The organism is Novosphingobium sp. PhB57 (assembly GCF_004342985.1).
Taxonomy (GTDB): Bacteria; Pseudomonadota; Alphaproteobacteria; order Sphingomonadales; family Sphingomonadaceae; genus Novosphingobium.
The window spans coordinates 1-19,906 of record NZ_SMBO01000008.1 but is presented as its reverse complement, the minus strand read 5'-3'; the positions used below and the strand labels follow the sequence as shown (position 1 = coordinate 19,906).

Below are 19,906 nucleotides of genomic sequence, written 5' to 3'. Positions count from 1 at the left end.
TTTTGCCATCACCGGCTTTCCGATGATTCGTCCTAGACTTCGGGAGCGTGTTGAATGCGGGCCTATGTTACCGGATCGGGGCAGTTCCTGCCTGGAGAACCGGTCTCCAACGACGCGATGGCTGACTATATCGGACGCCTCTCGCTGCAGGCGGCGCGGCTCGGCAGGCTGACGCTGCGCCGCAACGGCATTCGCAGCCGTCACTATGCCATGCGGCCGGACGGGACCACCGACTGGACACTGGCCCGGCTGGGCGCGGCGGCGCTGGACGATCTGTTCGCCCGTTCCGGACTGGACCGGCGCGCGGTGGGCTACCTTGCCACCGCCACTACGCAGAACGACCTGATGGTGCCGGGGCTGGCCAGCGGACTGCATGCCCAGTCCGGTTTGCCGCCGGTGGAGATCGCCAGCATGCAGAGCGTCTGCGCGAGCGGGATGATGGCGCTCAAGTCCGCAGCCTTGCAGGTTGCCGCAGGCGAGCACGCGGCGGCGCTGGCGGTGGGGGCGGAGTTTTCCAGCCGCTACTTCCGGCCCGGCCACTATCACGGCACCGCCGCGATGAATGCCGACGGCACGCTGCCGAGCGATGCCGAGTTCCTGCGCTGGACGCTGAGTGACGGTGCTGCGGGGGTGCTGGTGGAGGACCGCCCTGCGCCGCGCGGGCTCTCGCTGCGGATCGACTGGATTTCTTTGCGCTCCTTCGCCGATCGGTTCGCGCCGTGCATGACCGGTGGCGCCGCGTTGAACGAGCAGGGCGACCTTGTGCCCTGGAGCCATTTTCCCACGATCGCTGAGGCTGCGCAGGCGGGTGCGTTCCAGCTGCGGCAGGATGTCGAGGCGCTGCACCGCATGCTGCCAGTATGGCTTGGCGAACTGATGCGCCTCGTCGACGAAGGGCGGGTCGATCCTGGCGGGGTGGACCATTTCCTCTGTCATTTCTCCGCCCGCAGTTTGCGCGACGAGATGGTTGCGTTGGCGCGCAAGGCCGGGTGCCTGATCCCCGAGGACCGCTGGTTCACCAACCTTTACGAAAAGGGCAATGTCGGCGCGGCCTCGCTGTTTCTGTTGCTTGACGACCTGCTGCGCTCCGGCAGGCTGGCGGCGGGCCAGACGGTGCTCTGCGCCGTGCCCGAGAGCGGTCAGTGCGTTATGGCCTATGCGATGATGACCGTGGTGGACGGAGATGAAACATGACCGAGGTACTGGACATTGCGCACCTTGAGTCTGCCCATCGCGGCCTTGCCCGTGCGTGGATCGAGTTCGAGAGCGGGCTGGCGGCAGTTCCGGTGATCGCCCGCCTGCTTTCGGGGCGCCTGCGGATAGAGGATTATCGCAGCCTGCTGTTCAACCTGCGTCAGCAGGTTGTCGACGGCGGCCGCTGGATCAGCCGCGCCGCTTCCAACCTGGAGCATGAGGAGCTGCGCTCGCTGTTCATCCGCCATGCCGCCGCCGAGCACCGCGACTATCGCATGCTGGAGGACAACTATGTCGCCGCCGGCGGCATGCGTGAGGAGATCCGGGGCGGGGTCAAGAACATCGGTTCAGAGGCGCTTTCGGCCTTCATGTTCCACGCGGCGTCGCAGGCGAACCCGGTCGGCCTGCTCGGCGCGATGTTTGTGATCGAGGGGCTGGGCAACCGCATGGCCGGGCCCTGGGCGGAGGCAATCCGCATGCAGCTGGCGCTGGACGAGGATGCCGTTAGCTTTCTTGCCTATCACGGTGCAAACGATGAGGACCATTTGGCGATGTTCGACCGCGCGCTGGCGATGGCCGTCATCGATGCGGCCACGGCGACGGCGGTGGTCCGCCATGCCCGCATTGTGGCGCGGCTCTACCGGCTGCAGCTGGAAGAACTCGACAATGTCTGACATGCGCGGGCCTGACATCCCGGACATTGCAGACTGGGACCGCAGCGATCCCGATCCGTGGCTGGCGCTGTCGATGGACCGTTCGCTGCCGATCGCGCCTGCGGCCAAGGCCGCGCTGATCCGCGACCAGCGTTCACGCAGCCGCCAGTTCCTGCTGCCGATCGTGCGTCCCTTCGCGCGGATGTGGATCGTCGCCGCGCAGCTTGTCCATACTGTGACGCCGCGCTGGCCGCATGCGCCGCGCTTCCTGCACGCCAGCATCGCCTTCGGGATGAAGCACTTCCTCACCCCCGACGCCAACCGGCTGATCCTGCGCCACTTTCATCTGGGCGCGCAGATCCTACGCTTCATCTCGGACAATGCGACGCCGGGCTTTCACCCCCCGCTGGAGCCGATGACCCCGCGCCGAATCGACGACGTGCGCGCCAACCTGTTCCTCAACCACGACCTCAACATCTACAACTACCTGATCGGCCTGAACGCCGAACTGGATCGTCGCGGCAAGGACATCGACAAGGTGGAGCGGATTGACTTCTCCGCCATCACCGAGGACGTCGAACTGGAGGAACTGCCGCGCGGTCGCTTCAACGTGATCGACCTTCAGACAGCCATCGAGTGCTACACCCCCGCTTACGCGATGTTCCTGACCGACCGCGATTTCTGGCGCGCCACCAATTCGCTGCAGCTGGACGAGACCATCGGCCTTTATGCTGCCCGGCTAACGGGGGAGGAAAAGCACCTCGCGATGATCGTCAACGGCCATCCGCTGGTGCCGCACTCTACTTTGCGCGCGGGCTTCCGGCTGATGCTGCACGGCCTGTCGACCGAACTTCTGCACGGCTTCCTCCTGCACATGAAGCGCAGGCAGGCCGAGATGGAAGGAACCGGTCAATGATTGCCACACGTATCGCTCTCACGGCTCTGACCTGCTTCGCAAGCGCTGCCGCCCCTGCCGCTCCGCCTGCAAAGGCGCCGCCGGTGGAGGCCTATGTCGGTAAGTATCCTTTCGACAAAGTGGACGGCGTCAGTTTTCTCGATCACCCGGCGGTTCGCGCCGCAGTGACGCGCGGGGTGAGCGATCCCGAGGCGCGCGCTTGGCTGCTGGGCGCCAAGGGCAGCCCGTTCCCGCAGATCCGGCGCGAGAACGGGGAACTTATCGTCATCGGTTGCCAGCAGCACGCCTGCGACCGGCGCAACTGTGCGATCTACTTCAATCCGGCCAGCAACCTTGCGCGGGTCTGCTATTCGGCCACCGGCGCACAGTCACGCAGGTACGACGGCAAGGGTGGTTCGCGCGTCCGTGCCGGTTCGTGCCCATCATGATCCGGCTCGCCACGATTTCAGTGACGGTGATCGGGCTTCTCGCAGCGCAGGCCCCGGCCTCGGCGCGCAGGCTCGGTCCGCTGCCGCCGCATGCGAAAGCGCCGACTGGCCCCACGCAGTGCGCGTTCGGCGCATGGCAACGCTGGGAGGGCGGGGCAGTGCGCGTCATGGCAGCGCCCGACGACAGGTCGGCGCTCCTCGGCACGCTGCCCGTCCATGACGAGAAACGAGACTATCCGGTATATCTCGATGTGATCGGCACCGAGCCCGGCTGGCTGCACATTGCCCATGCGTCCGATGCGCCGAACGATCAGGCCGGCCATCCCCGCCGCGAGGTCTTCGCGGGCGAGGGCTGGGTATCGTCCGACACCGTGAAGATCGGGGTGCAATCCGCGCGCGGCTACCTGCTGCCCGATGCCGCGTCGCCGCGCATCGTCGACCTTGGTGACCGATGGCTGACCGAGGTCTACCGGATCGGCGAGATTCATGGCTGCAGCGGCGACTGGGTGCTTCTTACCTATCACGACGACAGCGACGTTCGCGACATGATGACCTTCGGAACCGCCTGGTTTCGCGGTGTCTGCGCCATTTACGAAACCACCTGCGACATGAAATCGGTCGATACGCCGGGGTGATCCGGCTCTTCCCCCCGATCGAAGTGAAAGGCACCCTCTCGATGAAGCAACTATTTCTTCCGACTGCGATGAGCGCGCTGGCCATGCTGGCGGCCTGTTCCTCAGGCGACCATGGTCGCGGCAGCGATGCAAGCGACACCGCATCCGAAGCCGCCACCGGCGTCATGTCTGAGGCGGCTATGGCCGAGAAAAAAGCCGGGTTCACTTCTGAGGTCAGGGAACTCGCCTTCGATCCGGTGTCGCAGCTCCCCAAAGCGCCCGCCAGTGCCGCGAGCAGGTCCGAATGCGCCGGGCAGGTCATCGATGCAAAGTCCGCCGCGGCCCGCGAGGTCGCCAAGGCGGGCTGGGGCGTGACCGGAGAAGCGAAGCTTGGCGCTTACCAGTTGGTCAGCTTCGCCGGTTCGTTCGAGCCGGGCACTAGCGGTTCGTGCTTCGTGAGCAAGGGCAACATCGGCGTATTCGAGGGCACTGCGCTGCGCGCTATTGCCTACGCCCGCTCGAGCAGCAAGGAGACGATCGGCCGCATCCAGCCGTTCGGCAAGGACGGCGCGCGCATCTGGCACGGCGACATCGTCCCTGCGCCGATCGCGGACATTCGCCGCAGCGCGCAGGGGCTGGTGATCGGCAAGCTCGCCGCTGAGGAGAAGACTTGCGGCGGCGCAGTGCCGACGATCAACGACATGCCCATCACTCACGCCCGCAAGGCGCTGATCGCGGCAGGCTGGACGCCAGCGAACCACGGCGTCCCCGATGACCACATCGATGAGCGCGAACAGGCACTGGCGCTGCTTGGCGTAACCGAGGTGGAGAGCTGCTCGGGCACCGGGTTCGGCTATTGCAGCTTCGATTATCGCAAGGGCAAGGCAAAGCTTGGCGTAACCACTGTGGGGGACAACGAGGATCCCACCGTGTCCGACTACGGCGTAAGCTGCGACTGAAGGGGCCGCGATGCGCGGTGACAGGGCGGTTTGCTTGCTCCGTCACCGTGCATGGTGATCCTCAACGAGCGTAATAGCGAGATTCGCCGCCGAGACTGTCGTTGGTGTGGCGCACGAACACCTCCTTGACGCACTGTACGTTCCGGCAGGCGTCACGCTCCTTGATGAACGCCTTATCGCGCGGAGGATCGTTATGATCGATCTCGAAGGTCTTGCCGCTGGCCTTGAGATAGCGGCGATAGGCTGAGTTACCGAACAGAGCCTTGTCGGCCTTCTTCGGCTGGGTCTGAACGCCGCCTTCAGCCAAGCGTATGACCCTCGCGATATCTAGGCTGCCGTTAAAAGGGGCGAGGTTCTACCACTTCCGCGCATTCTCGACCTTGCTCAGAAGCACGTGCCAGGCGAAGTGCTCGAAGTGGAATTGGAAGAGGATGACGGTAGGTTCGTGTATGGGGTCAAGATGCTGACACCGGACGGACGGGGGCGGGAGGTCAACCATCTGGAGCTTTAGGCGCATCGATCAGCCATTCGGGCATCGCCTGATCGTCATTTCCAAGCTTATCCGACCGCCCGGAAGCAATGAGCCGGTGCTTGTCCAGTTCGCCTCGGATGATGATGCCCTGGCGCTATCGTTGCGAGAGATCCGCAGTGAAACCGCGTTCGCCGTAGCGATGCTTTGGATCGTGCTTTTGGTCGCTACCGGCGTGCAAATCAGGCTTGGATTGTGGCCGCTTCTGCGCGTTCAGGGGGAAATCGAGAGGCTGCAGAGCAATCCTTCCGCTCGGCTGGCGAATGACCACCCTCGTGAGATCACCCGCCTCGTCGAGGCGATCAACGCGTTGGGTGACGTCCGGGCGGCTGACGTGCAACGGGCATGTCACCGGGCCGCGGACCTCGCCCACATCCTCAAAACGCCGCTTGCTGCCATGGCCGCGCAGAGGCGCCGGGCGCGCAGTGAGGGCGCCGGATGCCGCTGATGCCATCGATGGTACACTTGCCGTCGCCCGTGCCGCGCTGGAAACCGAACTTGCGCGCGCCTGAAGTTTATTGGCGCGTGGATCGAACGGGGAGACCGCCGATTTGGCCCGTGTCGTCGATAACGTCATCTCGGTGCTGGAGCAGACTGAGAAGGGCGGAAGTCTAGTCTACGGTGTCCCCATCGACGACGGCTTTGTAGTTCCCGTGGCTGCGCCGGAAATGACGGAAATCGTCGGCGCCTTGATGGAAAATGCGGTCCGGTTCGCACGACAGGGGATTGCGATCAGCGGCATTGCAGAGGGCGGAACGATCTGCGTCTTCATTGACGACGATGGCCCGGGCATGGAGGCTGGACGGATCCATGATGCGTTGGCACGCGGCGGGCGCCAGAATGAAGCGGTTTCCGGACATGGCTTCGGGCTCGCCCTCGTCAAGGAACTGGTCGATGCGACCAGGGGCACGATGGAATTTGCCGAAGCCTCTATCGAAGGCCTGCGCGTCGCTCTCAGTTGGGCGTCGGAGCCCTAGTCGCTGGTGTCGCAGGGCGGGCATCTTCGAACACCGTCGCAGCAAAGGCAGTGAGCGCTCGAAGCAATCCCGCATCTCGCAATCGTGCCCGTGCTTCCGGAAGCGAGAACCAGGCACGCTGCCGTACGCCCATTTCCGGCCACAGCTCCAGTTCTTCCAGAACTGCGAGAGGATAGATCTGGGCCTGACTGGGGTCTGCCAGTGAGGATGCGAGCAATGGCTCTGTTGCAACGGTGCCACGTACCCCGGCTTCCTCAAAAGCTTCTATGGCGGCACGTTGCGCCGCCGTCTCTCCCGCCTCGATCTTACCTTTGGGCAGGATCCACTTTCCCTTGCGGCGAGACGTCACCAGCAGGACTTCGAAGCCGTCGCCTGTCAGGCGGTAAGGAAGGGCATGTGTCTGAAGTGGCATTTTCCAGCTCGATAAGCACCGCTGACGTAACCCTAAGCGGGTCAAGTCAAAGGAGGCAACAACGAAGCAAATGACAGCGCGCCTTCAAAAGCGCGGCATTACCCGCTGGTTCAGCAACGAAGCCTCTGCTTCGCATGCGGTGGGTTGCTCGCCGCTGTGGCGCAGGGCGTCGAGTTCCGCTTTCGCGGCCTCGCGATCAGCCTGGTATTCCGGCTTGGTCTGCACCACAGCCATCGTGGCTGTCGCCGACAGCATTCCCGCCTCGACAGCACTTTCGTTATGGGCGCCGCAGACAAAGCGGCTGTCGCCATAAGCACGCCCGCGTTCTAGGATCTGCTGCGCACGATCGGGTGCGATGCTCGAGAGGACGAGAGCCCAGGTCCACCCCCAGGTCGTATGACCGGAGGGATAGTCATAGCTCATCCGTTGCTTCTTCTCGTCGTAAAGCTCGGATTCGGGTTGGCATATCCGGCCCTTGTCAATCGTGAAAGGACGATGCCGCTGGTAGACCGCTTTTGCCTTGCTCGACTGTACACCGGTATCCGCGCCCGCGCGCTCGATCAGCATCATGAGCTTCGGAGCATTCTGAGGCGTGAGCTTGACGCCCACGGCGCAGCTGAAATCGCGCGCCAGCGCCGGCACGGTATAGTCGGCATCCTCGGTTGCAAGCTTCCATCGCGGAGTGTCGACGAGCTTGCGTGTGGCCTTGAAAATCTTGCGATCGGTTTCGTAGCGCGGATCGCCTGGCCGCGGCGCCGGTTCGATGACATGCGTCACGTCGAATTCGTCTGGCGCGAGGTAGCCCTTGGGTCTTTCGCTCGAGACCGCCGATGCGGTAAAGAGCACGGTTGCAGTGACCGCAGCGGCAATCGATAGTCTGACCTTCACGCCTGTTCTCCAATCGCTGACGAGCTAGTCTCTCTATCTACGCGGCGTCAATATGACACTTATGTGACAATCCAGATTCATTGCGAGCTACGAACGTCCGCCACCATCCGTGAGCAGCGTGATCATGCCTTGCAGCGATATTCAGCCAGCGTCTTCACCGGTTGCCTGTTCGCGTCGACGACACCGAGGCCAATCCCAGTCACTCGGCCCGCAGCGCGCGGCGGAAGGGGCGCCGCATCTGTCATATATTTGCTCAGGTCTGGGCTGCGATCATTCGCAAGCGGGCTTACATGTGGATCAAACTGCATGAACCCATTCGGCGATCCATAGCGTTCGATAGCTGGGAGCTTTGCTGAGTATTCCCTCTCCCAGGACTGTGCAGATAGGTTCTGCGATTGAAACGCTCGCAATCATGGTTGACCACGAATGGTCAGGGGAGGGGGTATCATCCATCCTGGCATCTCTTGGCAAAACTTGCGCCCCCGGGGTCTCCGCTCGCAAAAGGGAAGCGTGGATCTCTTTTTGCTCATAGAATGTGCAGAAAATTCACGTTCGTCCGCCGCACAGCAGCACATGTAATCTGGTAGGAGCGCATTCAACGTTACCGAGACAAGGCCGTACATGATTGCATCGGAAATCCAACAGGCCCTCGGCACAAGCATCGCTGCGGACATAATCGGCGATGTAAGCTTCGCATCCTGTTACGCGGTCAGTGATCTTCTCAGTGCCTCGATCGGTGCGGTCGGAAGTGCTGCGAGCGCGCTCCTGTCATCGCTTGGATTAGCGCCGTCACCTCCTGCTGTTCGGGTCGATCGACGCCTGGCATTGCTATGGTCAAGTCGATCAGTCCATCCCATTGGATGGGAGCTACCGCCAGTCTGGGATATTGTTGCGGGGGACTATCGGGCGCGTGATGGCTGGATAAAACTGCACACCAATTTACCGCATCATCGCCGTGCGGCGCTCAAAGTCCTCGGGGTTGGACCCGATCGCGCAAACGTCGCCTCGGCTGTGGCGCGGTGGGATGCCGAAGCCCTTGAAACCGCGATTGTCCTTGAGGGCGGCGTGGCCGCCATGATGCGTTCGCGTGCGCAATGGACTTCGCATCCTCAAGGAATTGCCATAGCTTCCGAACCGCTTGTATCCTGGCGCGCAGAAGCTTCGGCATCAATCGATAGCTGGCACGGGACGCAGGCCAGACCCCTGGCAGGTCTGCGGGTCCTGGATCTCACCAGGGTGATAGCCGGTCCGGTCGCCACTCGCACATTGGCCGGTCTCGGGGCGACAGTCCTGCGGATCGATCCTCCGCTATGGGAGGAGCCAAACATCGTTCCAGATGTGACGCTCGGAAAGTGCTGCGCCAATTTGCGTCTGGACACGTCTGAGGGCCTCCATGCGCTGAAGGACCTTCTTGCAAGCGCGCACGTGCTTGTTCATGGGTATCGACCAGGCGCCTTGGATGGGCTTGGACTGGGCGCCAGTGTGCGTCGGCAGCTCAATCCCTCTCTCGTCGAGGTTGCGCTTGATGCATATGGCTGGACTGGGCCTTGGTCGCAGCGCAGAGGTTTCGACAGCCTGGTCCAGATGAGCAGCGGAATAGCCGAGGCGGGAATGACGTGGCGAGGGCGCGCCGAACCGACGCCGCTTCCTGTTCAGGCGCTCGACCATGCGACTGGGTATCTCATGGCTGCGGCGGCGTTGGTGGGTCTGGACAGGGCGATCCAGGGACAAGAAATAGCCTCGGCCCGTCTATCCCTCGCCCGTACAGGGGATTTGCTTACCCGTCATCCGGCGGTTGCGCAGGGCAATCTGGGCTTGCAACCCGACGACGCTGATTTCTTCCCCGCGATCGAGCATACGGTTTGGGGAGATGCGCGGCGGCTTCGCTCGCCGCTCGATATCGGAGGGACGAGGCTGGCCTGGACAACGCCCGCAGTCGAACTCGGGACCTCTATCGCGAGGTGGCCGATGGAGGGCGGGCCCTCCTGATCAACGGGCTTGTGTGATTCGCATGGGAAAGGCCAAGCTCGCCGGAATCGGTGGAGATCCGAAGAGCTTGGCCCTCTTAGCGGTTACTTCCCAAAGAACTGCGCGAGCTTGAGATCGAGCCGGACGCCGAGAACCAGGGCATTGGGAATGTCGGTCTTGCGGCTGGTCGCGTAAATTGGATCCGGATTTATTGCATACTGGATATTCGGCATTATCCGAAGGCCCGGAAGCGCCGCGAACCCGTAATTGAGCTCGGCGATGATTTCATTGGATTTCGGAGAACCTTTGCCACCTGCCTTAGCGCGAAGATCTCGCAAATAAGCAATCTGTTGACCGCTGAAATGGGTGTTCGATACGATGAAGCCGATGGTGTCAGCATCACGGTAACGGAAAGTCCCGGTTTTTACAAATCCGGCGGAGGCAAACCAGTCCAACTGCTGGGTATTGCCGACATTTAGAAATGCGCGGGCAAATAGTGCCAGATTGCGTTTACTGGACCCGGAGGCGCGCAGCACCGTCTGATCCAGCAGGCCGTAGATCCCGACGCGGTTGCCATCCAAGCCCGTGCGGGGGAGTCCGGTTTGGGCCGCAGACCCATGGTTCGCGTCGTAGTACGGGCTCTGTCCGCCATCTGTATTCAGGTAGAAACCCACTTTGTACAAACCTGGAAACCGGGACTTTTTTGCATCGCTTTCGTATCCGAATTCCCCGGCAATAAGCGTACCCGAGCCTTTCCCGAGAGCGAAGTCGAGCCCGGCTTTTCCTTTGAGGTTCAGGTCGTTGTTGTAATCAAAGACACCGATTTGGAAGTAGGCTTCCTTGGAGAATGAATACTGCACCTTTGCCGCCCAGGATGAGTTTGGGAATGCTGTAATTCCGATGTCACTGATGCCGCCATATGCGGTCAGGCATGACGTGTTCGTCATGAACAAACAGTTCAATGGCGAGTTGTTAAAATAGCTGTTCACCGCCGCGCGTCCGACAACGACGTTCAAGCGTCCGAAATCGCGCTCGATATTGAACTGCGTCAACCGTGGTCCCGGAACGGGGCGCCAAGTTTGCTGAAAACTGATCGAGTTGCCGATGTAGCTGCGTCCCAGACTTTCTCCGCTGAACCACGCGCCTTGCACATGCAGCTTCGTGTCAGACCAGCCCAGTGCTTTTTCGAGGTCCACGTTCGCGGCTGCACTCACCCAGTGCGATTCTGCAAACCCGTTGCGATTTCCGCCGATGGGATTGCCGGCGATGTTACCGACAAAATCGAGAGAAAGGTCTATTCCTTTCGTCTTCAGGGCGCGCAATTGCTTCCCGATTATATTGTCTTTTTGCAAGCGCTCAAATTTGGACAGTTGAGGTGCAGACGGACCGGCCTGCACCGCAGTAACTTCTACATCCCGATCCGCTTCCTGAGAAACCGCAGGTCGGTAGGACCCAGCGGGCAAGGAGGTTGCAAGGGACGGCTCTGATGCGGCCGTCTGGGCAGCTGCTGCGGGGGAATAGACCTGCAAGGCCAGTACGAGGGCCAAGGCTCGGCTAATGGACATGCGACTCTCCACACCCGGCCGCGTCGTTGCGCGGCCGGTCTTCTGATTGGATAGGTATTGACTTCGGTTAGTGGGCGATGCCCAAGCGTTGACGGGCTGCTTTGGTGCCCACCGCAGCAGCCAGCGTGTGCTCGTCGAGCTTGCCTTCCCACTTCGCGATCACGATCGTTGCAACCGTGTTTCCAACGAGGTTCACGAACGTCAGGCCTTCCGCGAGGATCCGGTGGATACCCAAAATCAGAGCAATGCTTGCAACTGGGATCGTTCCGGTCGTGTTCAGTGTCGCGGCCAGGACGACAAAGGCTGCGCCGGCGACCCCGGCTGCGCCCTTCGAGGTAAGCAGCAATACCGCGATCAGTCCAAGCTCGTGCCACATGGTGAGGTGCGTATTTGTCGCCTGGGCGAGGAATACGGCAACGGTCGTCAGATAAAGGCAAGTACCGTCAAGGTTGAACGAATAGCCGGCCGGCACGACGAAGCCGACGACGCTTTCATCGCAGCCAAGCGCACGCAGTTTTTGGATGATGCGGGGCAGCACGGTTTCGGTCGAGGTCGTCGCGGCAACAATGACGATCTCATCCCAGATGTAGCCCAGCAGGCGAAGGAGGTTTACGCCGCACCACCAGGTGATTGCGCCCATTACGATCGCGGTGAATGCGGCGCAGATCACGAAGAATTCGAGGATCAATTCTCCGAGAGAGAGAAGCGAGGCCGTCCCAAACTGCCCGACCGTAAACGCGATCGCGCCAAATGCGCCGAGAGGGGCGAAGTACATGATGTAGCCGATGATCCGGAAAAGCCCCTGGGAGGCGCTCTCGATTACTTCTATGACCGGCTTGGAGCGCGCACCGCCAGCGGCCATCGCAAGGCCGAACAGGACTGCAACCAGAAGGACCTGGAGAACGTGGCCCTCCGTCAGGGCACCGGGAAATGTATCCGGGATGATGGCCATGAGATAGGCAGAGATCGACTGGTCATGCGCTGTTGCGACATATCCCTGGATGGACGCCGTATCGATCGAGGCCGGATCGATGTTCATGCCAACGCCTGGCTGCCACAAATTCACTCCGATGAGGCCGAAAACGAGCGCCAGGATGGTGATCGCCTCGAAATAAATGATGGATTTCAGAGCGACGCGGCCGACGCTCTTCATGTCGTTCATTCCGCCAATGCCGTGAACGACAGTGACGAAAACGATCGGACCGATCATCATCTTGATAAGTTTGATGAAGGCATCGCCCAGCGGCTTCATCGCAACGCCTGCCTGCGGTGCGAAATGGCCAAGCAGGATGCCGATCAGCGTGCCGGCGAGGACCTGGAACCATAATTGGCCGAAAATGCCAAAACGCCCTTTGGGCTTCTTCTCTTCCAATGCTTTCATGGCTTTTGTCTTGTCTCATGTTTGCGGCCCGTCATCTGCTCGGAGTAGAGCCTTGCGAGATGAGCGAACTCGACGTGAGAATGCCAAATTGACGGTACTGCGATAGCGAAGGGGAGACGCACGCTGTCTGAAATCTGCCGCCCGTTGGCGTGACCCTCAGGTCAACCGTGCTTTCGTTACCATAAGTCCGAGACGCAATTTGATCGTATCCTCAACCCTTGTGTTGTCCTATCTACACGCTCTGTAGCGCCTTTCGGCAATGTGGAAATGCGAACCAACCATAAGCAATGCTGAAGTTCATATGATCGACCCAATGGGACTCAACCTGCGGCACCTGGACACGTTAGCTGTCGCGGCCCGTCTAGGGACCTTGAGTGCAGCGTCCAAGGAACTGAACCTTTCACAGCCTGCAGTCACCCAGGCCGTTGCCAGTCTCGAAGCCCAGCTCCGCCATACGCTGCTCGAGCGCCAGGTCACCGGTGTCCGTCCGACCAGGGCCGGATTCCAATTGATTGCCAGGGTGCATCGGGCCGTGGCTTATCTGGAGCGGGGCGGTCAGGCGCTACGACGAAGTGCCCGGTTGCCCGCATTGCCCCATATCTCCCGGCGGGTGACCCTCAATCAGCTGCGCGCCTTGCTCGCGGTCGATGAAGCGGGAAGTTTTGCGCTGGCCTCCGCAAGGACGCAGCTCTCGCAGCCTGCACTTCATCGCTCTGCGCGCGAGCTTGAAGAGCAGCTCGGCGTCCCCTTGCTGACGAGACAGGGGCGGACCGTCGTCAAGACACCGGCCGCCGCCCATTTCCTTCGTTACGTCAGCTTGGTCCGCGCGGAGCTTGAGGCCGGGGTCGATGAGCTTGAAGCATTGCGCTCTCAGGGAGGAGGGCGCCTGAGGATCGGCACGATGCCCGTCGCGCAGGCGGTCCTGCTGCCGCAATCGCTCGCGCGATTTGCGCGTTCGTATGGGGATGCGCATGTGAACATCGTTGAGGGCCCATATCCCGAACTGCTCAGTAGCCTGCGGCATGGTGAGCTCGACATCCTTGTCGGAGCTTTGCGAGATCCGTTGCCGGTTTCCGATGTCACGCAAGAGGGGGTTTTCTCGGATGATCCCGTAATTGTCGCTAGATCCGGCCATCCGCTCGCCCGGCGCCCATTCGGTTTTGAAAAACTACTTGAATACCCCTGGGTAATTTCCGCCAGCGGGACGCCGGGCCGCCGGCGATGGGAAGAAATGTTCACATCCCATGGTTTCGAGCCGCCGAAGCTACGCATAGAATGCGGCTCGCTCCTGGTAATTCGCGGTTTGATGCTGGAGGGCGATTGGCTCACGCTTCTGTCGCCGGATCAGTTTCTGTTCGAGGCTCGCGCCGGACTGCTGACGCGCCTTGACGAACCGGGTTTGAAACTGCGCCGCCGCCTCGGCATCACGACGCGAAGCGACTGGCGTCCGACAGAATTGCAGGCAGCGTTCGTCGAAACCTTTCGAGAAGTCTGCCGGGAGTGGGGAGCGGAGAAAACTTCCGAGTATCAGCCGTTTCGCTATGGGGAGGGCGGTGCGATCCAATTGGGCGAGTGATGTCGAGCCGGTTGCCCATCGTGTAGGCTGCGGCCCATATGGCTGGTACAGCGCCGACAGGCGCGGGCTGATACGCGAGCCATAGTCGCTGTGACCGTCCCACCGTGCGCTTCCCGCAAGGGTCAGCCTGTCTGCCAGCTTTTGCTCAATCTGAACGGAGAGCGAGGGCTCAGCGTAGCTATAGCCGAAGGAACAATATGTCCTTGAACGATAGTCGTCCACCTGGATGGCAGCGCCCGCCAGCCAAGTGGTCGCGCCAGCCTCTCCGCCGATCGATGCTTCCCCCGGCCCAGTCCTGTGCCGGTCATTCTCAATGATGTCGCCAAAGCGGTGGCGATGGGGCGGATCCACGCCTGATGTGTGCAGGTGAAACGTGCCGATGCCTTCGAGCGGCGTCTCTGCCGTCAGGCCGACATCATAACGACGGATGCTCTGTGCCTGAACGAAAGGCTACCCATCCGGCGCGGTGGCGCCCGGCATCGCGCCCCCCCTTGCACTGTTCGGCCATCGCGCCGACGGTCAGCAGCCCCCTCGCCCCGTCAGCGCCCTCCTAGAAGGAGGGGGGCGAACGGCGAATCGCTCAAAACTGGGCATGCCCGCCCAACCATTATCGTGGAGGTCCTGGCGTCTCTGCCGATCATAGCCTGATGTGATCGACGGGCTTAGCGTCTCGCTTATCGAGGCCCTTTAGCGTAACGGCGCAGAATTCGGCTAATTGTTTCGCTGGGCCGTTGGCGGCATCGACCCTTTGTCGTCATTCAGACGTCAAAATTCTTTGTCCAGGTGCGGTCCGTCCGGGTTCCTACAACTCGCGGTCATTGATATCAACTGTAACTCATATGGCGACGAAAGCGTCCGCCGCATCCGTGCGGCTCTACCATAGTGAACTGGCGGCACCGACCAATGCGCCAAAGACCAGTATTGCCGGCGTCACCCACATTCCCTTCAAGCGCCATGCGGCGATCAAGGCGAAGCAAAACAGCGTCAACGCCATTGGCAGTGAGGGTACGCGCAACCACGCTGCTTTGCCTAGTTGTAGGAAGGTCGCGGCGATGATGCCGACCACTGCTGCCGCAACGCCTTCCAGTGCCTTTTGAAGCGCAGGATGATCGACGATCGCTTCCAACCGCTCATAAAAAATCAGCGAGAAAGCGAACGCAGGAAGGAACATCCCCGCCGTGATCGCAAGCGCGCCGGGCAGCGCGCCCGAAACATAGCCCACGAATGTTGCAAAAATCACGAGCGGGGCAGGAAGAATCCCTGCCAGCGCGATCCCGTCGAGAAAGGTGGCGTCGCTCAACCATCCACGGCCCACCGTGTCGGCGCGGACATAGGGAATTGCGGTGTAGGCACCGCCAAATGTCAGCAGTCCGCCCTTTAGGCCGGCAATGAAGAGGGCAATGACTGTTGACGGCTCATGAGAGATAGTGAGGGCCGCTTGTCCGCCAGGAAGCATATAGAGACAGGCGGCGAGGCCCGCGGTGAAGATAGCTACGGCAATGGCCAGATAAGGCCTTTGCGCAAAGGCATAAATTGCCGCGGCTGCAATGAGCGGCAACCAAAACGGCATATTAGTCAGTGTGAGCAGTGCGCTTATCAAGGCGATTGCCCATGTAAGACGATCTATAAGGATATGTTCGCCGATCCGGAAAACGGCGCGCAGAATGATCGCGAGTACAGCGATCTGGACGCCCAGAAGCGGCCCGCTCCACAGTCCGTGTCCCGCTATCCAAGTGACATAGATCCAGCCAGCGAGCAGCATCAAGGCGAAACCGGGCAGCATGAAGCCCAGCCCCGCCAAAAGCCCGCCAATCCGGCCCCGCGCAACGATGCCGAAGTGGACGCAGAGTTCGTGGGCTTCAGGTCCTGGGAGCACTTGCAGAATCGCGAGCAGCTTGTTGAAGCGGGAGCGGTCAATCCACCGCTCCTCCTCGACCAGTGCCTCACGCAGCATGGCAATCTGGGCTACAGGCCCACCAAAGGCGAGGAAGCCAAAACGAAGGAATTTCAGAAAAAGTGCGGAAAGGCTCATCGACGGGGGGTGCTTGCCAGTAGCCGTGTAATCCATAAACGCTCCTTGGCCGCAGGCGCGGCGAATGGAGCGGACTTGGACGGATGCCGTCTAATCGGGCGCCGCACTGCCCGATAAAAACTTATCGTTGAATGTAGATGCCGCGTCAATGGTCGCATCTCAAACCAATTTTGCCTTTCCTCCGTGCATTTGAGGACGGCAAAAATGCCGTACGATGTGGCGTCCGGCCCAGGTCTGAACTTCCCTTTGGGGCCGCTCGGTCGCAAATTTTCGAGTTCCAACTCCGAGCGGCTTGGCTTTTCTTGCCAATGCCCTTGCTGAATGTCGCCCCGACGATGCCTCTCACGATACGCTAACGGTCATTGGAAAAAAGCGCTCTAGGATGATTGCGGCTCATCCTCCATAAACGTCGTAGGATGTTGCTGTGGAGAGCATTCAACCCCTTACTCATAATATTTACTATGATGGCGCTCGTCACGTCCATCTGAATAGCTTTTACATTAACGGGAGAATACTGTAATATTTTGCCGTGGCAGATTCAAACTACGGGACGGGTGGGATGGATTCAGCAATTTTGAGACAGCGGTTCTTCTTAGCCGAGACGCGCTTTTTTGCCATCACTGCAATCGTCATGGCGCTCATTAATGTTGGCGCGTTCTCGTTCTTTGCAGTGATGGGCATATCGTCGTTTCGTGCTCCCGTTTCGGTGCATATCCACGCCATATTGTTCATGGGTTGGGTCTTGCTGTTCGTGTCGCAGGTGTCACTCGCCGCGACCGGATCGATAGGGCTTCATCGCAAATTAGGTTGGCTAGCCCTTGGCTGGGCTCTGGCCATGGTGGTCGTCGGCACACTTTCGACGGTATGGAGCGCCCAAAAGGCGGCAGTGCCATTCTTCTTCCTACCCGCGCAGTTTTTGCTGATGAACCCGCTCAGTGTAATGCTGTTCGCGGCATTCTTGATCGGGGCCGTGTTAAAGCGGCGCGACAGTGAGTGGCATCCACGCTTGGTCATATGCGGCATGGCGGCTATCATGGGTCCCTCATTTGGAAGGCTGCTGCCGGCCCCGCTGTTCATGTATTCGATGCTGACGGCAGTCTTCGTTGGCATGATCGCATTCCCGGTGGCGGGCATCGTGCGGGACAAGCGGCGCTACGGAAAGGTGCATCCGGCCTGGTGGTGGGGCCTTACTTCACTTCTGCTTCTACAATTAGCCACTGAGACGTTGGGCCGCAGTAGGTTCGCTGCATCCATCTATGAGCATGCGGTGATCGGGACGCCCGGTGCGCTTGTCCCACCGCTTGTCTACCAGTCCCCGCCGTTCCCAACCTCTTAATGGTAGTGTAGCTGGCCATGAGGACTAAGCCCCTCGAAATTGACGAGCCGTCTCGGCCGTTCCGTCATCGAATTTCTGCTCCCAAGCGCGGTCCATCCGTTTACCCATTCATGGGCTTCGATGAGAGCCGATTCCAGAATTTCGGGCTGCTCGGGAAAGCGTAGAAAGTTGCCCGTCCGGTAATTGCACGTGCATGTGATCGGCCCAAAGGCCGGGAGCGACTCCAAGCTATAAGCAAAATTTAACACGCAATACGCGGTAAAGCGCACATGCGCGCGGGCACGATGCCTGCGCACGCAATAAAAATGAGCATAATACAGCGATCTAATTTTTCCGTGCGCGCGACGGCTTTTATTGCGCTTATAACAAGCCTTCCATTGAAATATAAATTTCGTTCCCTACATACCTATAATCGCTGGTATCGGAAAATAAGCACCGGCGGCTGAGAGACCATAGGGCTCCCGCTTGTAAGAAGGGGTGTTGTCATGGATCTCAACCATCAGTATTTCGAACACCAGTTATCGCTTATGCGCGCAAGCGCTGCTGGAACGAGTCTTGCAAGAACGCGTCATCTCGCCGCAGCCGGCATTAGGGCGTATCGGATCAGCAACCATCAGTTCGGCATTGGTGCATGCGCAGCAGACGGCTGGGTCAGAAGCTCGCACAACCTTGACTTGTAGCCTGATTGAGATCTGAGGATCGCATCATAGCCGTCTGCTCAACATTGATCTCCCGCAGGCAAACGTCGAACGGCAAAGCGGCGAGCACAACGTTTCAATCAGTAGGGGCGAGCCTCTTCCGAGGGGCGGCAGGCATTGTGTTTGCGTTAGGCCGGGAAGATGCCGAGGAGATGCGTTAGGTTTTCTCGGACAAGCTGATCGCGGACATCGTCCGGCAGTACATCTTTTAACGCGTACGAGGGCGGTGGTTATGATGAACGAACCCACCCAGCGTTACCTCGTGGCACTTGCGGAGTTGAATTTGCCATGACCCATCCGATGTTGCTTTTCTCCCTCAGCTCCAACGGCGACCAGTGGTATCTGGCCCGTGGAAACGGCACCGATAAAACCACGGTGGTGCATGAAGCGAACCGCTCATCAGGCGGCGCTATCTCGAAAATCTCGATTGAGGACTTCCTACGTGCAAATCCGCAAGCGCCTGAGCGGCAGGACTTCGTGAGTCTGGTCGCTGATCTGCTTGGTAACGAACTTGATGACAGCAAGGCCCGTGCGGAGGTTCTGCTGATACAACTTCGCGATGCGACCGAAGAAGACGCGGCGAACGCCTTGCTCGGCGCAAAAGTGCAACTGCCACTTACGACGCCTTACGAAGCCTTGGAATTTTACAACTGCATGGTGGACGTAGTGACGGGTCAGCGTGCCATTGACGTAAAGGAAGATGCTCATCGCATCCGTCCCGGTTTCGGCAGCACTCACGTGTAATTTAGGAACGCTGGATAACGCACATCGCCAGTGTTCGCTCATGAGAATTTTGAATGGCGGGCTGTAGGGCGCCAACATGCGCATCGCCGTCATAGGACCGGTTGCAAGCTATACGCTGGGAGCCACGGCTTTCTTGAGTCGCACGCTTAGCAGGGTGCGGAAAAACCCTCCATGAGGCGCGGTGATCGCCGGGCTCAAAGGGTTTGTCGGGCACCGGTTTGGGGAATTCGGCATCAGGTGGCAGTCGTTTGCTGCCAGAACCCGCCGTGTCGCGGATTCCTCGCATAGCTACGCCTTCGCCATTAGTTTTGGCAGACGAACCAGATTGTACGCTGCAGCGGTCAGCGTGAAGTTCCATCCGACGCGGTCCTGCCCTCGATGCCGGGTCTTGCGCAGGTTTCCGCTGGTCTTGGCCCAGCCAAAGACCTCTTCGATCCGTTTCCTGATCCGCATCGAAACGGCGTAGCCAGGGTGCCGGGTAGTGCGTCCATCGATAGCGGATCGCCTGTTGGCATTGTTCTGGGCGACGTGCGGGGTAACGCCAACGTCGCGCAGGGCGGCGACGAATCCGGCTGTATCGTAGGCTTTGTCCGCCGCCAGCGTAATGCGATGGCGCCCCTTCATGCGGGAAAGCATGGTCAGCGCGGCCTCCCGTTCGGCCGTGCCCGTGGCGTGAGTGAGCGTCGCATCGACGACCAGCCCATGCCGGTTCTCCATCAGGACGTGGCCCATATGACACAGCCTCGCAGCTTGGCCGCGTGCCTTCTTGAACAGGCGGGCATCAGGATCGGTGGTGGAGGCGTGGGTGGCGTTGGATCGCTTCTCGCCATGGAAATCGCGTTCGGCGTTACGCCCCTTGGCCTTTGCCTGTGCGCTCTGACCGGTGCCCGAAACGCTGTCGTCGTCGTCACCGCCCGAAGCCTCGCCGTCCCTGGGCTTGAAGCTCTTCATGCTGGCCCACGCTTCGATCAGTGTGCCATCCACCGAGAAGTGGTCGTCTGACAGGAGCGCCTGCACACGAGACTGCCCTACGATC

19 protein-coding genes are annotated in these 19,906 nt (G+C 60.5%); 12 read left to right on the top strand and 7 right to left on the bottom strand.

Translation table 11 applies throughout. The features are described from left to right. Positions 1-54: 54 nt before the first annotated feature. The 6 genes from EDF58_RS20670 to EDF58_RS20645 are packed head-to-tail and all read left to right on the top strand — an operon-like array spanning position 55 to position 4,764. Positions 55-1,194: a 3-oxoacyl-[acyl-carrier-protein] synthase III C-terminal domain-containing protein gene (locus EDF58_RS20670; RefSeq protein WP_132269025.1), complete on the top strand. Its 1,140-nt coding sequence runs from the start codon at positions 55-57 to the stop codon at positions 1,192-1,194. Then, complete coding sequence (locus EDF58_RS20665) at positions 1,191-1,868, top strand: iron-containing redox enzyme family protein (RefSeq protein ID WP_132269023.1); 678 nt, start codon at positions 1,191-1,193, stop codon at positions 1,866-1,868. Before EDF58_RS20670 ends, EDF58_RS20665 begins: the two co-directional genes overlap by 4 nt. Then, positions 1,861-2,763 (top strand): hypothetical protein, encoded by a 903-nt coding sequence (locus EDF58_RS20660; RefSeq protein ID WP_132269021.1) that lies wholly within the window; start codon positions 1,861-1,863, stop codon positions 2,761-2,763. The genes EDF58_RS20665 and EDF58_RS20660 overlap by 8 nt, the downstream gene beginning before the upstream one ends. After that, positions 2,760-3,191, top strand: coding sequence for a hypothetical protein (locus EDF58_RS20655; RefSeq protein ID WP_132269020.1), 432 nt, complete (start codon positions 2,760-2,762; stop codon positions 3,189-3,191). The genes EDF58_RS20660 and EDF58_RS20655 overlap by 4 nt, the downstream gene beginning before the upstream one ends. After that, positions 3,188-3,826, top strand: a complete 639-nt coding sequence (locus tag EDF58_RS20650) for a hypothetical protein (protein ID WP_132269018.1) — start codon at positions 3,188-3,190, stop codon at positions 3,824-3,826. The genes EDF58_RS20655 and EDF58_RS20650 overlap by 4 nt, the downstream gene beginning before the upstream one ends. A gap of 41 nt (positions 3,827-3,867) precedes the next feature. Then, positions 3,868-4,764, top strand: coding sequence for a hypothetical protein (locus EDF58_RS20645; protein WP_132269016.1), 897 nt, complete (start codon positions 3,868-3,870; stop codon positions 4,762-4,764). A 61-nt stretch (positions 4,765-4,825) separates the two neighbouring features. Here the strand turns inward: EDF58_RS20645 and EDF58_RS20640 are convergent, their stop codons facing one another. Beyond that, complete coding sequence (locus EDF58_RS20640; RefSeq protein WP_132269014.1) at positions 4,826-5,071, bottom strand: hypothetical protein; 246 nt, start codon at positions 5,069-5,071, stop codon at positions 4,826-4,828. 280 nt (positions 5,072-5,351) lie between these two features. Between EDF58_RS20640 and EDF58_RS20630 the strand changes: the two genes are divergently transcribed. Continuing rightward, a complete protein-coding gene (locus tag EDF58_RS20630; RefSeq protein ID WP_132269012.1) occupies positions 5,352-5,741 on the top strand; it encodes a HAMP domain-containing histidine kinase in 390 nt (129 codons plus the stop codon). 103 nt (positions 5,742-5,844) lie between these two features. Next, positions 5,845-6,270, top strand: a complete 426-nt coding sequence (locus tag EDF58_RS20625; RefSeq protein ID WP_132269010.1) for an ATP-binding protein — start codon at positions 5,845-5,847, stop codon at positions 6,268-6,270. Here the strand turns inward: EDF58_RS20625 and EDF58_RS20620 are convergent. Together EDF58_RS20620 and EDF58_RS20615 are read right to left on the bottom strand one after the other, a co-directional pair. Further along, positions 6,248-6,682 carry an NUDIX hydrolase gene (locus EDF58_RS20620; protein ID WP_132269008.1) on the bottom strand — a complete coding sequence of 145 codons (435 nt, stop codon included), beginning with the start codon at positions 6,680-6,682 and terminating at the stop codon, positions 6,248-6,250. The two genes, EDF58_RS20625 and EDF58_RS20620, sit on opposite strands and share 23 nt — an antisense overlap. An 84-nt stretch (positions 6,683-6,766) precedes the next feature. Further along, the gene (locus tag EDF58_RS20615; protein ID WP_132269006.1) at positions 6,767-7,570 is read right to left on the bottom strand and encodes a phosphatase PAP2 family protein; all 804 of its coding nucleotides are present in this window, start codon (positions 7,568-7,570) and stop codon (positions 6,767-6,769) included. A gap of 621 nt (positions 7,571-8,191) precedes the next feature. On the opposite strand from EDF58_RS20615, the gene EDF58_RS20610 reads away from it, so the two are divergent. Beyond that, the gene (locus EDF58_RS20610; RefSeq protein WP_132269004.1) at positions 8,192-9,559 is read left to right on the top strand and encodes a CoA transferase; all 1,368 of its coding nucleotides are present in this window, start codon (positions 8,192-8,194) and stop codon (positions 9,557-9,559) included. A gap of 83 nt (positions 9,560-9,642) precedes the next feature. Here the strand turns inward: EDF58_RS20610 and EDF58_RS20605 are convergent, their stop codons facing one another. Both EDF58_RS20605 and dctA read right to left on the bottom strand, forming a co-directional pair. Further along, positions 9,643-11,103 carry a carbohydrate porin gene (locus EDF58_RS20605; protein WP_132269002.1) on the bottom strand — a complete coding sequence of 487 codons (1,461 nt, stop codon included), beginning with the start codon at positions 11,101-11,103 and terminating at the stop codon, positions 9,643-9,645. Between the two features lie 67 nt (positions 11,104-11,170). Continuing rightward, positions 11,171-12,484: a C4-dicarboxylate transporter DctA gene (dctA, locus tag EDF58_RS20600; RefSeq protein WP_132269001.1), complete on the bottom strand. Its 1,314-nt coding sequence runs from the start codon at positions 12,482-12,484 to the stop codon at positions 11,171-11,173. 313 nt (positions 12,485-12,797) lie between these two features. Here dctA and EDF58_RS20595 point away from each other — a divergent pair, with 313 nt between their 5' ends. Beyond that, a complete protein-coding gene (locus EDF58_RS20595; protein ID WP_207913075.1) occupies positions 12,798-14,060 on the top strand; it encodes a LysR substrate-binding domain-containing protein in 1,263 nt (420 codons plus the stop codon). 874 nt (positions 14,061-14,934) lie between these two features. Here EDF58_RS20595 and chrA read toward each other — a convergent pair. Continuing rightward, on the bottom strand, positions 14,935-16,128 hold the full coding sequence (gene chrA / locus EDF58_RS20590; RefSeq protein ID WP_132268997.1) for a chromate efflux transporter: 1,194 nt from the start codon (positions 16,126-16,128) through the stop codon (positions 14,935-14,937). A gap of 523 nt (positions 16,129-16,651) precedes the next feature. On the opposite strand from chrA, the gene EDF58_RS20585 reads away from it, so the two are divergent. Next, the gene (locus EDF58_RS20585; protein WP_132268995.1) at positions 16,652-17,428 is read left to right on the top strand and encodes a hypothetical protein; all 777 of its coding nucleotides are present in this window, start codon (positions 16,652-16,654) and stop codon (positions 17,426-17,428) included. Between the two features lie 986 nt (positions 17,429-18,414). After that, the gene (locus tag EDF58_RS20580) at positions 18,415-18,870 is read left to right on the top strand and encodes a hypothetical protein (RefSeq protein WP_132268993.1); all 456 of its coding nucleotides are present in this window, start codon (positions 18,415-18,417) and stop codon (positions 18,868-18,870) included. A gap of 288 nt (positions 18,871-19,158) precedes the next feature. Here the strand turns inward: EDF58_RS20580 and EDF58_RS20575 are convergent. After that, a partial coding sequence (locus tag EDF58_RS20575) for an IS5 family transposase (RefSeq protein WP_132268991.1) occupies positions 19,159-19,906 on the bottom strand: 748 nt, incomplete at its 5' end.

Excerpts from the sequence above, each read along its gene's own strand:
- EDF58_RS20620 (WP_132269008.1), bottom strand. The coding sequence starts at position 6,682 with ATGCCACTTCAGACACATGCCCTTCCTTACCGCCTGACAGGCGACGGC.
- EDF58_RS20580 (WP_132268993.1), top strand. The coding sequence starts at position 18,415 with ATGACCCATCCGATGTTGCTTTTCTCCCTCAGCTCCAACGGCGACCAG.
- EDF58_RS20595 (WP_207913075.1), top strand. The coding sequence starts at position 12,798 with ATGGGACTCAACCTGCGGCACCTGGACACGTTAGCTGTCGCGGCCCGT.
- EDF58_RS20645 (WP_132269016.1), top strand. The coding sequence starts at position 3,868 with ATGAAGCAACTATTTCTTCCGACTGCGATGAGCGCGCTGGCCATGCTG.
- EDF58_RS20605 (WP_132269002.1), bottom strand. The coding sequence starts at position 11,103 with ATGTCCATTAGCCGAGCCTTGGCCCTCGTACTGGCCTTGCAGGTCTAT.
- chrA (WP_132268997.1), bottom strand. The coding sequence starts at position 16,128 with ATGGATTACACGGCTACTGGCAAGCACCCCCCGTCGATGAGCCTTTCC.
- EDF58_RS20670 (WP_132269025.1), top strand. The coding sequence starts at position 55 with ATGCGGGCCTATGTTACCGGATCGGGGCAGTTCCTGCCTGGAGAACCG.
- EDF58_RS20650 (WP_132269018.1), top strand. The coding sequence starts at position 3,188 with ATGATCCGGCTCGCCACGATTTCAGTGACGGTGATCGGGCTTCTCGCA.
- EDF58_RS20665 (WP_132269023.1), top strand. The coding sequence starts at position 1,191 with ATGACCGAGGTACTGGACATTGCGCACCTTGAGTCTGCCCATCGCGGC.
- EDF58_RS20660 (WP_132269021.1), top strand. The coding sequence starts at position 1,861 with ATGTCTGACATGCGCGGGCCTGACATCCCGGACATTGCAGACTGGGAC.
- EDF58_RS20655 (WP_132269020.1), top strand. The coding sequence starts at position 2,760 with ATGATTGCCACACGTATCGCTCTCACGGCTCTGACCTGCTTCGCAAGC.
- dctA (WP_132269001.1), bottom strand. The coding sequence starts at position 12,484 with ATGAAAGCATTGGAAGAGAAGAAGCCCAAAGGGCGTTTTGGCATTTTC.
- EDF58_RS20610 (WP_132269004.1), top strand. The coding sequence starts at position 8,192 with ATGATTGCATCGGAAATCCAACAGGCCCTCGGCACAAGCATCGCTGCG.
- EDF58_RS20585 (WP_132268995.1), top strand. The coding sequence starts at position 16,652 with ATGGATTCAGCAATTTTGAGACAGCGGTTCTTCTTAGCCGAGACGCGC.